Source organism: Massilia sp. SYSU DXS3249 (assembly GCF_053668055.1).
Map to the genome: position 1 here is coordinate 76,962 of NZ_JBSIPX010000006.1, position 13,381 is coordinate 90,342.

A 13,381-nucleotide genomic window follows, 5' to 3' on the forward strand; every position below is an offset into this window, starting at 1 on the left:
CATGAAGCAGCGGCGCGCGCCATCGCAGCCTCCGTGGCCGCCTCGCGCCAGCCCGCACGCATTGATGTAGCGCAGGCTTGATATCCCGCTTTTGGTCAGTATCGTCCTCTGAACAGCGCATTGCCTTTGAAAGACAAACGCCATGTCGAGAATTCGGTTGCATCCGTTCGCCCTCCTGGTCGGCGCCGTCGTGTCCATGCCGGCCTGCGCGATCCCCGGCACCGAGCTCGACCTGTACGGCCGCATCGGCTGGGCGCGCGACGACAACCTGCTGCGCATCCCCGAGGACGCGCCGGCCTTCGACAACCGCCGCGCCGACTCCTGGATCACGACCGAATTCGGCGCCGTCTACGACAAGAGCTACCGGCGCCAGCGCCTGCTCGCGGTGGCCAAGCTGTCGAAGGTGAAGTTCGACCATTTCCGCCAGCTCGACTACGACGGCAAGGATGTGCAGGCCACCTGGCACTGGCAGCTCGGCAACCGTTTCAATGGACAGCTCGGCGCGACCTACGTGCAAACTCTGGCGCCGTACACCGACTTCCGAAGCAACGAGCGCAACCTGCGCGAGCAGCGCCGCGGCTTTTTCGAAGGCGCATGGAAGCTCCATCCGCGCTGGGAGGCGCGCACGGCCTTGTCGCGCGAGCGCTTTGACTACGAACTGGCCGTGCAGTCGTACAACGACCGCACCGAGGACGTGTTCGAGCTGGAAGGGCGCTACCTGGCGCGCAGCGGCAGCACCGTCGGCCTGGTGCTGCGCCGCATCGAAGGCGAGTATCCGAACCGGCGCCCCTTCCTGCAAACCCTGCTGACCGACGACTTCACCCAGGACGAACTGAAGGCGCGCGTCGACTGGAAGGCAGGAGGGGCCCTCACGGTGCAGGCACTGGCGGGCTACGCGCGGCGCAGCCAACCATCCTTCGGCAGCGGCCGCACGAGCGGCGCCAACGGGCGCATTACCGCGCTGTATGTGCCGCGCGGCGCCTTCGTCTACCGCGCCTCGGCCTGGCGCGATTTCGCCCCGCTCGAGAGCACGGTGGTCAGTTACACGCTCAACAAGGGCCTCAGCCTCGGGGCCACCTGGAACGCGAGCGCCAAGGTCCGGGTCGACGCCGACGCGGTCTACGAGCGCCGCAACTACAACCCGCGCGCCGGCTTCGACGCCGCCGGCGGGCTGGAAGACTCGCTGCGCACGGCAAGCGTGAAAGCGAGTTGGGCCGTCAGGCGCAAGATCCTGCTGTCGGCCGGCTTCGTACACCAGCGGCGTGGCGGTTCGCCCGTGCTCGGGATCGGCAACTTCAAGGCCAACACCGTCGCGATCAACGCCAGCGCACAGTTCTGATTCCTTCGATTGATGGTCAACGACATCCCGATCATCTCGTTTTTCCAGCGCGTGCTTGATCCCTTGATCATCATGGGGGCACTGTACGTGTCCTCGGTGGCCTTCGAGGAGCCGTTTTCCGGCTATTCGCTGGTATTGATGATCCTCGCCTTCTTCATTTCCTCGGCCGTCTACCAGCACATCGACCCCTACCGCACCTGGCGCAGCGGGCGCATGCTGGCCTACGCGCGCGACATCGTGTTCGGCTGGTGCGTCACCATCGGCGTGCTGTACTTCCTCGGCTCGGCCAGCGGCCTCAAATACTTCTACGACGAGCGCGTGCTGCTGGCCTGGATCATCGCCACGCCGGCCACCCTGCTGGCCAGCCACATCGTCGTGCGCCGCGCCGCCGGACGGCCCGACCGCAGCCGCGAAGTGCGCTCCGTGGTCGTGGTCGGCGCCAACGAGGTCGGCGTCAAGTTCGCCGGCATCTGCGAGCGCCACCCGAACCTGTTCATGCAGGTGCACGGGTTTTTCGACGACCGCGCCGGCAGCCGCCATCCGCCCGGCCTGCGTCACCCGATGCTGGGCAAGATGGCGGAACTGAGCCAGTACGTCCGTACGCACAACATCAAGCTGATCTTCATCAGCCAGCCGATTTCCGCCCAGCCGCGCATCCGGCAACTGATCGACGAGCTGCAGGACACCACCGCCTCGGTATATTTCCTGCCCGACGTGTACGTGTTCGACCTGATGCAGGCGCGCTTCGACAACGTCGGCGGCATGCCGGTCATCGCCATTTGCGAAACACCGTTCATGGGCCTGAACAGCATGATCAAGCGCGCCAGCGACATCGTGCTCGGCAGCCTGATCCTGGTTGCGCTGGCGCCATTGATGCTGGCAATCGCGGTGGCCGTGAAATGCACCTCGCCGGGGCCGGTCCTGTTTCGCCAGCGCCGCTACGGCCTGTATGGCGAGGAAATCCTGGTCTACAAATTCCGCTCGATGCGCGTGCTCGACGACGGCGGCACCATCGTCCAGGCACGCAGGGACGATCCGCGCGTGACCCCGGTCGGCCGCTTCCTGCGCCGCACCTCCCTCGACGAATTGCCGCAATTCGTCAACGTCTTGCAGGGCAGCATGAGCATCGTCGGGCCGCGTCCGCATGCCGTTGCCCATAACGAGCAATACCGAAAACTGATCAAGGGCTACATGCTGCGCCACAAGGTCAAGCCCGGCATCACCGGCTGGGCCCAGGTCAACGGCCTGCGCGGCGAAACCGCGACCCTCGACAAGATGGAAGCGCGCATCCAGTTCGACCTCGACTACCTGCGCAACTGGTCGGTGTGGCTGGACCTGTGGATCATTTTGAAGACAATCCGCGTCATTTTGACGCGAGAGAACGCGTTTTGAAGCGAACCGCTTAACGCCGGCTTAAACGCCTCCGCGCGATGCAGTCGCCTGCCGTGCGCGGGCAGGCCGGCGCCTAGCATTGTCCTGATACGGCCTTTTTAGTTCCCCAAAAACCCTCGACGCGAGTCAAGCGGCAGGAAAGGCGCGACAGGTACGCTTGCAGCGGCGTTGTCGATGCTGGCTTAACGATTTTGGTAACGCTGCAGCGCTGCAACACAGGCGTCACAGCGGCAGAACAGCGACGTCACGGCGACATCGCCTCGCGCCGCGCCATCCAGCCCGGCACCGACGAGCGGCACCGCATGGTTTCCACCTCACACAATGGGAGTGAACCGTTGAACAATCCAGACCCCCGCATTTATGTTGCCGGCCATCGCGGCCTGGTCGGTTCGGCGATCATGCGTGTGCTGCGTGCCCGCGGCCACACGAACATCGTGACCCGCACCCACGACGAGCTCGAACTCACCGACCAGGCCGCGGTACGCGCTTTCTTTCGCGCTGAACGGATCGACCAGGTCTACCTGGCCGCGGCCCGCGTGGGCGGCATCCACGCCAACAACACCTATCCCGCGGAATTCATCTACGACAACCTGATGGTGCAGGCCAACGTCGTGCACGAGGCCTGGCGCGCCGGCGTCGGGCGCCTCCTGTTCCTCGGTTCCTCCTGCATCTATCCGCGCCTCGCGCAGCAGCCGATCCGCGAGGAATACCTGATGGACGGCGCCCTGGAACCGACCAACGAGCCGTATGCGGTGGCCAAGATCGCCGGCATCAAGCTGTGCGAGAGCTACAACCGGCAGTACGGCACCGACTTTCGTAGCGTCATGCCGACCAACCTGTACGGTCCCGGCGATAACTACCACCCGCAGAACAGCCACGTCATTCCGGCGCTCGTACGGCGCTTCCACGAAGCCAAGGCCGACGGCGCGGCCGAAGTCGTGATCTGGGGCAGCGGCAAGCCGATGCGCGAATTTCTCTACGTCGACGACATGGCCGCGGCCAGCGTGCACGTGATGGACCTTCCGCCGGAGCGCTACCGGGCGGTCACCGATCCGATGCACTCGCATATCAACGTCGGCAGCGGCACCGACGTCAGCATCCACGAACTTGCGCACCTCGTGAGCGAAGTCGTCGGCTTCACGGGCCGCATCGTCTTCGATGCCACCAAGCCGGACGGCACGCCGCGCAAGCTGCTCGACGTATCGAAACTGCGCGCTCTCGGCTGGAGCGCCGGCACGCCGCTGCGCGAAGGCCTGCACCGGGCCTACGCGGCGTTTCTTGCAAGGCAGGTCGCAGACGCAACAGCATAAGACGGCCTGCAGGCCGGCAACCAGGGCGCAGGGCGGGTCGCTTCTTTTCATGATCGGAGACGTATGGTGAACATGGTGTGGACATCGGGCGGGGCGGGCGGGTACAGGCCGGAACTGCGCGGGGCAGCGAGCTTGCCGGCCTTGCCGGCTTGGCTGTTGTCCGTGCGGACGCCGTTGCGGACGTACTTGCGGACGTTCTTGTTTGTGTTGCTGGCGGCATGCGTGCTGGCCGGCTGCGGCGACAAGGCGCCGCCCACCAAACCGGGGCAGGCGCTGGTGAACGTCAACGGCGAAGAAATCACGGTGCTGCAGCTGAACGAGGAATTGCAGCGCGCGGGCGTGCCTGCGGCGCGTCAGGAACAGGCCAGCAAGCAATTGCTGCAGGGACTGATCGACCGTGAACTGCTCGAGCATGCAGCGCTCCAGGAAAAGCTGGACCGCGACCCGAAAGTCATCGGGGCGATTGAACGCGCCCGTGCGCTCATCGTGGCCCAGGCCTACATGCAGAAGCGGCTGGCCAACGTGGCCCGGCCGACGCCGGCCGAGGTCGAAGCCTATTACAAGGAGCATCCGGAATTCTTCGAAAAGCGCAAGCAGTTCAGTCTGAACCAGCTCGTCATCGCGGCGGGCGACCTGACGCCCGAACTGCGCGCCGCCGCCGACAGCGCGCGTTCGCTGGAGGAGGTCGCCGTCTGGCTCGACGCGCACGACATCAAGTACGGCCGCGCCCAGGTCACGCGCAGTACTGCCGACCTCAACCCCGAGTTGTCGAAGAAACTGCTGGCCATGGCAAAGGGGCAGCTGTTCAGCGTCAGGGAAGGCGAGCGCGCCATGCTGCTGTCGATTGCCGAGGTGAGCGATGCGCCCTTGCCCCTGAGTGTGGCGGCGCCCCAGATCACGCAGTTCCTGGCGACCAAGAAGCACAAGGAAGTGGCGGCGGCCGAGGTCGAGCGGCTGCGCAAGACGGCAAAGATCGAATACGTGAACCAGGACCTGGCGCAGGGCGCCAGGGCGGCGCCGGCCAGCATGACGACGCCGCGCGCGGGCGGGCCCGGCGCGACCGCCGCAGGTGCAGCCACGTCCAGCGCAAGCGCGGGTGCATCCGGCGCAGGTGCTGCATCAGGCGCGGGTGCGGGTGGGACTGCATCGCCTGCGGCCGTCGATGCTGGAGGAGGCGGCAACGTCAAGCCGGGTCCCGATGACGCGGCCGCCGAGCGCGCCGCTGTCGAGCGTGGTGTCTCCGGCCTGAAGTAAGCATACGGAAACAGGCATACAAGCGACGTCAACAGGAGTAATCATGAAAGCATTTGCACACTGGATTGCCGCGGCTGTATTGGCCCTGGGCGCGGGCATGGCCGGCGCCGCCGAAGTACTGCTCGGACCGGGCGATGTGGTACGCCTGTCGGTGTACGGCAGCCCCGACCTGTCGGTCGAGACCCGCGTGAGCGAAAGCGGGACGATTACCTTCCCGCTGCTGGGCCAGGTGAGTGTCGGCGGGCTGCCGGTAGCGGAGGCGGAGAAGAAAATCGGCAGCCTGCTCGAAAAGGGCGGCTATCTCAAGAAGGCCGAGGTCAACATGCTCATCACCACGCTGGCGAGCCAGCAGGTATCGGTGCTGGGCCAGGTGAACCGGCCCGGGCGCTACCCCGTCGAAGGGCGGCGCAAGGCGCTCGACCTGCTGGCGATGGCCGGCGGGGTCAACCCCGAAGGAAGCGACCTCATCACGCTGGTGCGCACCCGCGACGGCAAGACCGTGCGCGAGACGATCGACGTGGTCGACATGGTGCGCAAGGGCGAGCTGGACAAGGACGTCGAGGTCGCCGGCGGCGACATCATCTACGTCGAGCGGGCCCCGCGCGCCTACGTCACCGGCGAGGTGCAGCGGCCGGGAGCGTTCCGCATCGAGCGCGGCATGACGGTCCAGCAGGCGATCTCGGCCGGCGGCGGCCTGACCCCGCGCGGCAGCGACAACGGCATGCGCATCACCCGCCGCAACGCCGACGGGCGCGCCGTCACGCTCGAGGCCAAGGCGACCGACCCGGTGCTGGTCGACGACGTCATCACCGTGCGCGAAAGCTGGTTCTGACCGCCCGGTGCCGCCATGAACCTCCGTCAATTCCTGATGCTGCTGCGCGCCCGCAGGCGGCTGATCCTGGCGACGCTGTTCGCCACCGTCCTGCTCGCGCTCGGCTGGAGCCTGGTGCAGGGCAGGTCCTATACCGCGACAGCGTCGGTCCTGCTGAACTACAAGGGCGTCGACCCGCTGACGGGCCTGACCATGCCGGGCCAGCTGCTGCCGGGCTACATGGCGACCCAGATCGACATCATCAGCAGCAGGAACGTGGCACTGCGCGTGGTCGACCGCCTGCGCCTGTCGACCAATCCCGTCGTGATCGAACAGTTCCAGGAGGCGACCGACGGCAAGGGCACGGTGCGCGACTGGCTGGCCGAGCTGCTGCTGCGCAAGCTCGACATCAAGCCGGCGCGCGAGTCGAGCGTTGTCGAGATCAGCTTCGAAGGCGCCGACCCCGCGTTCGCGGCCGCCGTCGCGAACGCGTTTGCCGAGGAATACCAGAACGCCAGCGTCCAGCTCAAGACCGAACCGATGAAGAAGGCAGCGTCCTATTTCAACGAACAGACGAAGCAGTTGCGCGACAACGTCGAGACCGCGCAGGCACGCCTGTCGAAGTACCAGCAGGAGAAGGGCATCGTCAGCCTCGACAACAACCGGGTGGACGTCGAGCTGGCGCGCCTGGCCGACCTGTCGAGCCAGCTGGTGGCGGCACAGGCCGCTGCGCTCGAGGCGACCTCGCGCGAGCGCATGGCCGGCGGCGCATCCGTCAATTCCCCCGACGTGGCGAACAACCCCCTGATCCAGAACCTGCGCGTGGCGCTGGCGGCGGGCGAGGCCAAGCTGGCCGAGAGCGCGGCCCGCTACGGCAGCAACCACCCGCAGTACCAGGCGGCGCGGGCCGAGGTCGACAAGATGCGCGCCGACCTCAACGCCGCGCTCGGCACGGTGTCGAGGAGTGTCGGCGGCAACGCCCAGGTGCTGCGCCAGCGCGAGGCCGAACTGCGCGCCGCGCTGGCGGCGCAAAAGACCCGCATTCTCGAGCTGAACCGTTCGCGCGACGAACTCGGCGTGCTGCTGAAAGACCTCGACAGCGCGCAGCGCGCTTTCGACGCCGCCAGCGGGCGCTTTTCGCAGACCCGCATCGAGGCCCAGGCCGAACAGTCCGACATCGCCGTGCTCAACCCGGCGGTGGCGCCGGCCGAGCCGTCCGGTCCGCGCGTGCTGCTCAATACGCTGGTGGCCATCCTGCTCGGCACCGTGCTCGGGCTCGGGCTGGCCCTGCTGCTCGAACTCCTGCACCGTCCGGTGCGCTCCGGCGGCGACCTGCAGGAACTGCTCGGCATCCCGGTGCTCGGCACCATCGAATGGGGGGCGCCGCAGCCGCGCGGCGGCCTGCGCGCACTGATCGGGCCGCGCCGCCCCTTGCGCCTGAACTGAACGGAGCTGGCGATGAACTCACCGATCCTCTCACCGCTGCCGGCCGATGTGCTCGATACCCGCATGGGTGCGCTCCTGGTCGAGTCCGGCAAACTCACGGCCGAGCATGCCGAACGCGTGCTGCGCATGCAGAAGGAACTCGGCATCCGCTATGGCGAGGCGGCCCTGCGCCTGGGGCTGGTCAGCGAAGACGACATCCGGCAGGTGCTGGCGCGCCAGTTCGGCTATCCCTACGTGCAGCCGGGGGAGGCCGGCCTCTCGCAGCGCCTGCTGGCCGCGTATGCGCCGTTTTCGCCGCAGGTCGAGGCACTGCGCGCGATCCGCAGCCAGGTGATGATGCGCTGGTTCGCGCGCGGGCGGCGCTCGCTCGCGATTGTCGGCGCCGACCCCGGAGACGGCGCCGCGCTGTTCGCCGCCAACCTTGCTGTGGTCCTGTCCCAGCTCGGCGAGCAAACCCTGCTGGTGGACGCCAACCTGCGCACCGGGCGCCAGCAGGAACTGTTCGGCCTGAAACCGGGGCCGGGACTGTCGGACCTGCTCGCCGGCCGCGCCGACCTTGACGCCATCGAGCGCATCCCCGGCTTTGCCGACCTGTCGGTGCTGGCGGCGGGGACCCTGCCGCCGAACCCCCAGGAACTGCTCAACCGCGAGGCCTACCGCAGCCTGCATACGCTGCTCGAAAGCCGTTACGATGTCGTCCTCTACGACCTGGCGCCGTTCGGCGCCGGCGCGGATGCGCTGGCGGCCAGCGCGCGGGCGGGCGGGGTGCTGCTGGTCGCGCGCAAGGACCACACCCGGGTGCACGATGCCGCGCAGATGGTGGAGCAGTTCGTCGAGACCGGCGCCGAGGTCGTCGGCGCCGTGGTCGTGGAGTTTTGAATGACGAGCGAGGCGCGCTCGCGCAACCGTGCTCCCGGCGCACCCGGCAGGGCGGACCGGGCGGCGGCGCCGGCCGCCGCCGGCGAGGCCTCCGCCCGGCCTTTCCCCGGCGGCGTGCTCGAACGGAGCCGCATGAACGTGCAGGCGGCCTGGCCCGAGTGGTGGCCGGTCTGGCTCGGGCTGGCGGTGTTGTTCGTTCCCACCTTTGCCGACCTGTTCACCGGCGCCTGGATCGGCGAGGAGCAGGGGCACGGGCCGATGATCTTCGCGCTCGCCCTCTGGCTCATGTACCGCAAATGGCCCGAGCTCGCGCTGCTGCCTCCCGCCACGTCCGGCACCTCCAGTTCCTCCGCCCCCGGCTGGGTCGTGCTGGTGCTCGGGCTGGCGCTGCACCTGCTCGGGCGCACGCAGCACATCCTGATGTTCGAGATCGGCGCCATCCTGGTCGTCCTGGCCGCGGTGGTGCTGGTCAAGCGCGGAGCGCGGGCCCTGCGCGTGCTGTGGTTCCCGTTCTTCTTCATGCTGTTCATGGTCCCGCTGCCCAGCGAACTCGTCGCGGCCGTTACCATGCCCATGAAAATGGCCGTGTCCTGGGCCACCGAGCAGCTGCTGTTCGCGGCCGGTTATCCGATCGGGCGTTCCGGCGTGGTGCTGCAGATCGGCCAGTACCAGCTGCTCGTGGCGGACGCCTGCGCGGGCCTCCAGACCCTGCTCACCCTCGAGGCGCTGGGCCTGTTCTACCTGAACCTGATGCGCCACCCTTCGGCGTTTCGCAACGTCGGGCTGGCGCTGCTGATCATTCCGATTTCGTTTTGCGCCAACGTCATCCGCGTCATCGTGCTCACGCTCGTGACCTATTACCTGGGCGACGCCGCCGGCCAGGGTTTCCTCCACGGCTTTGCCGGGATGGTGCTGTTCCTGACGGCGCTCGCCCTGATCCTGGCGGTCGATTCCAGCCTGCAATGGGCGGCACGCCGGCGCACGCTGCAGCGGGGAGCGGTGCGCGAGCAGCGCGCGGCAAAGGGGGAGGGCGCATGAACCGCCGCTTCGGCGCCAGCCTGGTGCTGGGCCTTGCCATGGCCGGCACCTCTGCCCTCACGGTAGCCCTGACGCCTTCGCCCAAGCCCATGGCGGCGCAAGCCGGGTTCAGCCTGGAGGCGATGATCCCGGCGCGCTTCGGCTCCTGGCGGATCGACCCGACCATCGTGCCGCTGACGCCCAATCCCGAGCAGCAGGGCGCACTCGAGCGGATCTACGACCAGACCCTGTCGCGCACCTATGTCGACGGGGCGGGCCGGCGCGTCATGCTGTCGATCGCCTACGGGGGCGACCAGAGCCGTGCGCTGCAATTGCACCTGCCCGAGGTCTGCTATGTCGCCCAGGGCTTCCAGGTGGCGGGCGAGGGCAGCGGCGAACTGCGGACCCGCTTCGGCGCGCTGCCGGTCCAGCGCCTGGTCGCCAGCCAGGGCGAGCGCAACGAGCCGATCACCTACTGGATCACGATCGGCGAGCACGCCACCCGCTCCGGCATCGAGCAAAAGCTGCGCCGGCTCGCCTATGGACTGTCGGGCCAGATTCCGGATGGGATGCTGGTGCGCATTTCGAACATCACGAGCGACGAGCCGGCCGCGTGGCGCCTGCACGACCGCTTCGCCGCCGAGCTGCTTGCCGCGCTCGCCCCGCCCGACCGCAAACGCCTCATCGGCGCCAGGCCCGCCGACTCCGTGCCTGCCACGCCAGGCGCACAAGCCGCGGTACAGCCCGCTTCGCAGCCGACCTCACAGTCGACCTCACAGCCCGCTTCACCGCCGGCCTCACAGCCCGCTTCACAGCCATGACCGACGCCTTGCTCGGCTATTTCTTCACCTCGCTGCCCTTCCTGGCCGCCGCGCTGCTGGCGCTGCTTGCGGTGGCCGGCGTCGGTCTCGGGCTGGTGTGGCCGCGCCTGCTCGTCTACCCCTACCTGTGCGTCTTCTTCTGGATGAATTCGACGAGCTACGGCAGCCTGTCCGTGTTCGCCACGCCCGGCGTGTACAGCCGCGGGTCCGGACTGCTGTTCTTCCCGGTGGTGCTCTGGTACGTGCTGGGCGCCTGGTGCTGCGCCCGCGTGGCGGCCGGCTTTCGTCGCAGCGGCGTCGCCGAATGCAACCTGGTCCCCTGGTTCTGGGGCTGGGCCGTGCTGCTGGTTTGTCACGCCGGCGCCGCCCTGGTGGCCGGGGTGCCCCTGAAGGATGCGCTGGCGCCGTCGGGCTTTTCGAACATTGTCTGGATGGGACCGCTGGTATCGCTGATGCTGCTGTCCTTCCGCACCCATGGCGAAGCCGTCGAGCTGGCGCGCTTCATCATGCTGGCCGGGCTGGCGCGCGCCCTGTTCGGCCTGGGACGCTGGGCCGCGTTTGGAGGCGATCCGAACAATGTGTACGCGAACATGAACGCAATCGGTATCCGCCTGACCTTTTTCGATATCAACGACAGCCTGCTGTGCATGATGGCGGCCGCCATCGCAGCAGTCAGCCTGTTCGGCGAGCGCCAGGACCACACCCGCGGCTGGCGCATCCTCGCCTGGCTGGCGCTCGGGGCCAGCGCCGCCTGCATCGTGCTGTCCTACCGGCGCAGCGCCTGGATCGGCTTCGTGTTCGGCTGCGCCGTCGTGCTGTGGCGCTTCCCGCTGCGCGGGCGCCTGCAGCTGACGCTGGCGGCGCTGCCGCTGGCCGGTGCGGCGCTCGGATACGCGGCCCTGCGCCGGCTAGGGGAAACGCCGGGGCAGGGCGGCATGAAGGGCCTGCTCTACGACATGCAGTCGCGCCGCTTCGGTCCGGAAAGCGAGCGGGTGCTGGAACTGAAGCTGGCGCTGGCCGACATCCTGTCCCGTCCGTTCACCGGCATCGGCGCCTGGGGACGCTATACCGGCTACCAGCACATTTCGTGGCAGTCCAATCCGGACGGCGGGCTGTTCCTGCACAGCGGCGTGCTGCATGTGGTGCTCAAGAGCGGCTTGCCCGGACTGGTCCTGTTCGCCGGCACGATCTGCGCCTTCGTGCTGGTCGCGCGGCGCGCGCTGCGCAGTCTGCCGCCCGATCTGCTGGGCCTGGGGACGGCCGGGGTGGCGGCGCTGGCCTTCATGGTGCCGGACGTGCTGATCGGCACGCCATTTCCGCAAGTGCGGACGACGCAGATGCTGGCCATCGCCCTGGCCCTGCCGTATGTGGCGCTGGCCGCCAGCGGCGTGCCGGCCGTACGCCGGGGAGCGGTGCGCCTGCGCCTGCGGCCGGACGTGGCGCCTGCCTGAGCAGGGCAGGGCCATGCGCAATCCTGCCCGCACCCATCCCGCCGTGCGCCGTCCATGCCGCAGCCACCGCCCATGCCATCCACGCCGCCGACGCGTGCCCCGGCAACTGCGAGCCTTGCCCGATGAACCTGCGCCTCTTCCATAACGCCTGGTCCAACCTGCTCGGCGCAGCGGTGCCGGCCCTGGTGGCGCTGGCCACGGTGCCGCTGATCGTCTCCAGCCTGGGCGATGCCGGCTACGGCGTGTACTCGCTGGTCACCGCCATCGTCGGCTACTTCGCCATCATCGACATCAACGTCACCGCCGGGTCGGTCAAGTTCATCTCCGCCCAGCATGTGCGCGGCGAGCACGACCGGGTGGCCGAGACGCTGTGCTTCGGCCTCGCGGTCTACGCCCTGATCGGCCTGTGCGGGGCGATCGGCCTGTTTGCCGGCGCCGACCTGCTGGTCACCCGCGTGTTCACGGTGCCGGCCGGCCTGGTCGCCGAGGCGGACGCCTGCCTGCGCCTGGCCGCGCTCGGCTTCTTCTTCGGCCAGTTGCAGAGCTACCTGCACAGCGTCCCCCAGGCCCTGATGCGTTTCGACGTGTCCAGCCGCCTCGAGATCGTGTTCGGCACGCTGGTGCCGCTGCTGACGGTGGCGGTGCTGCTGCTTGGCGGCGGGCTGTTCGAGGTGATCCTGCTGCGGGTCGCGGCCAGCGCCGCGCATTGCCTGGTGCTGTGGCGCGGGGTAGGGCGGCTGCTTCCCGGCCTGGACTGGCGCTGGCCGGGGCCTGGCCTGCGCGGCAACATCCTCGGCTTTTCGGCCTATTCCTTCCTGTCGCGCTTCGCGACCCTCTCGTATGCGCATGGCGACAAGCTGATCATCGGCGCGCTGGTGGGCGTCACCGGGCTGGCCTATTTCACGGTGGCGGCGACCCTGGCCAACCGCGTGCTCGGCCTGACCTTCCGCCTGTCCGGCGTGTTCTTTCCCGCCACCAGCGCGCTGGCCGCCGGCGGCGAGCCAGCGCACATGGAACACCTGGAGCGCGCCTACCTGAAGGCGACCCGCTATGTGGTCTACCTGAACGCGAGCATGCTGGTGCTGCTGGCCGTGTTCGCCCATGCGCTCCTGACCTGGTGGATGGGGGCCGCCTTTGCGCACGGCGGCGCCACCGTGCTGGCGCTGATGGCGCTGTCGCAGTTCGTCGATTCGCTCACCAGCCTGCCGTCGCTGGTGAACGACGGCATGGGACACCCGCGCCTGTCCGGGCTGTTCGCGGTGGGGCGCGCCCTCGTCGGGCTGGCGATCGTCTACCTCGGCGTGGCCGGCTGGGGCATCGATGGCGCCGCCTGGGGCCACCTGATCGCATCCGTCGTCTTCACCTCGGCCTTTCTCCTCGTCGTGCACGGGCGCACGGTGCCGACCCGGCTGGCCCGGCTGTGCGCGCAGGGCTACCTGCCGGGTTTCGGTGCTGCGGCATGCGCCGCCCTGGCGGCCGGCCTGGCCCGCGAGTGCTGCGCCCGGGACGCGCTCGGCTTCGCGCTGGCCCTGGGGGCGACGGCCGGCCTGCTCGCCGTGCTGGGCATGGCCTTCGTCGTCGAGCACGACGACCGCCGCTGGGCCTGGGCGCAGTTCCGGGCGCAGGTGAGGGCGCAGTTCCGGACCCCGGGAGGAGGCTAG

11 protein-coding genes are annotated in these 13,381 nt (G+C 68.5%); all 11 read left to right on the forward strand.

The window, feature by feature from the left end; genetic code table 11:
- Nucleotides 1-142: 142 nt before the first annotated feature.
- Nucleotides 143-1,339: an XrtB/PEP-CTERM-associated polysaccharide biosynthesis outer membrane protein EpsL gene (gene epsL, locus ACWCIA_RS09280; RefSeq protein ID WP_454162604.1), complete on the forward strand. Its 1,197-nt coding sequence runs from the start codon at nt 143-145 to the stop codon at nt 1,337-1,339.
- Nucleotides 1,340-1,348: 9 nt separating this feature from the next.
- Nucleotides 1,349-2,731 (forward strand): undecaprenyl-phosphate glucose phosphotransferase, encoded by a 1,383-nt coding sequence (locus tag ACWCIA_RS09285; RefSeq protein ID WP_454162606.1) that lies wholly within the window; start codon nt 1,349-1,351, stop codon nt 2,729-2,731.
- A gap of 335 nt (nt 2,732-3,066) precedes the next feature.
- Complete coding sequence (fcl, locus tag ACWCIA_RS09290; protein ID WP_454162608.1) at nt 3,067-4,041, forward strand: GDP-L-fucose synthase; 975 nt, start codon at nt 3,067-3,069, stop codon at nt 4,039-4,041.
- 204 nt (nt 4,042-4,245) lie between these two features.
- The gene (locus tag ACWCIA_RS09295; protein WP_454162891.1) at nt 4,246-5,295 is read left to right on the forward strand and encodes an EpsD family peptidyl-prolyl cis-trans isomerase; all 1,050 of its coding nucleotides are present in this window, start codon (nt 4,246-4,248) and stop codon (nt 5,293-5,295) included.
- Nucleotides 5,296-5,338: 43 nt separating this feature from the next.
- Nucleotides 5,339-6,127, forward strand: coding sequence for a polysaccharide export protein EpsE (epsE, locus tag ACWCIA_RS09300; protein ID WP_454162610.1), 789 nt, complete (start codon nt 5,339-5,341; stop codon nt 6,125-6,127).
- A gap of 15 nt (nt 6,128-6,142) precedes the next feature.
- Nucleotides 6,143-7,552: a chain length determinant protein EpsF gene (gene epsF, locus ACWCIA_RS09305; protein ID WP_454162612.1), complete on the forward strand. Its 1,410-nt coding sequence runs from the start codon at nt 6,143-6,145 to the stop codon at nt 7,550-7,552.
- A 12-nt stretch (nt 7,553-7,564) separates the two neighbouring features.
- Nucleotides 7,565-8,431: a chain length determinant protein tyrosine kinase EpsG gene (gene epsG, locus ACWCIA_RS09310; RefSeq protein WP_454162614.1), complete on the forward strand. Its 867-nt coding sequence runs from the start codon at nt 7,565-7,567 to the stop codon at nt 8,429-8,431.
- Nucleotides 8,432-9,469 carry an exosortase B gene (xrtB, locus tag ACWCIA_RS09315; protein ID WP_454162616.1) on the forward strand — a complete coding sequence of 346 codons (1,038 nt, stop codon included), beginning with the start codon at nt 8,432-8,434 and terminating at the stop codon, nt 9,467-9,469.
- A complete protein-coding gene (gene epsI, locus ACWCIA_RS09320) occupies nt 9,466-10,269 on the forward strand; it encodes an exosortase-associated protein EpsI, B-type (RefSeq protein ID WP_454162618.1) in 804 nt (267 codons plus the stop codon). The genes xrtB and epsI overlap by 4 nt, the downstream gene beginning before the upstream one ends.
- Nucleotides 10,266-11,720 carry an O-antigen ligase family protein gene (locus ACWCIA_RS09325; RefSeq protein WP_454162620.1) on the forward strand — a complete coding sequence of 485 codons (1,455 nt, stop codon included), beginning with the start codon at nt 10,266-10,268 and terminating at the stop codon, nt 11,718-11,720. Before epsI ends, ACWCIA_RS09325 begins: the two co-directional genes overlap by 4 nt.
- 122 nt (nt 11,721-11,842) lie before the next feature.
- The gene (locus ACWCIA_RS09330; RefSeq protein ID WP_454162622.1) at nt 11,843-13,381 is read left to right on the forward strand and encodes an oligosaccharide flippase family protein; all 1,539 of its coding nucleotides are present in this window, start codon (nt 11,843-11,845) and stop codon (nt 13,379-13,381) included.

What these genes read in the sequence shown, in the direction of transcription:
- epsL (WP_454162604.1), top strand. Translation starts at nt 143, where the DNA reads ATGTCGAGAATTCGGTTGCATCCGTTCGCCCTCCTGGTCGGCGCCGTC.
- epsE (WP_454162610.1), top strand. Translation starts at nt 5,339, where the DNA reads ATGAAAGCATTTGCACACTGGATTGCCGCGGCTGTATTGGCCCTGGGC.
- epsF (WP_454162612.1), top strand. Translation starts at nt 6,143, where the DNA reads ATGAACCTCCGTCAATTCCTGATGCTGCTGCGCGCCCGCAGGCGGCTG.
- epsG (WP_454162614.1), top strand. Translation starts at nt 7,565, where the DNA reads ATGAACTCACCGATCCTCTCACCGCTGCCGGCCGATGTGCTCGATACC.
- xrtB (WP_454162616.1), top strand. Translation starts at nt 8,432, where the DNA reads ATGACGAGCGAGGCGCGCTCGCGCAACCGTGCTCCCGGCGCACCCGGC.
- epsI (WP_454162618.1), top strand. Translation starts at nt 9,466, where the DNA reads ATGAACCGCCGCTTCGGCGCCAGCCTGGTGCTGGGCCTTGCCATGGCC.
- ACWCIA_RS09325 (WP_454162620.1), top strand. Translation starts at nt 10,266, where the DNA reads ATGACCGACGCCTTGCTCGGCTATTTCTTCACCTCGCTGCCCTTCCTG.
- ACWCIA_RS09330 (WP_454162622.1), top strand. Translation starts at nt 11,843, where the DNA reads ATGAACCTGCGCCTCTTCCATAACGCCTGGTCCAACCTGCTCGGCGCA.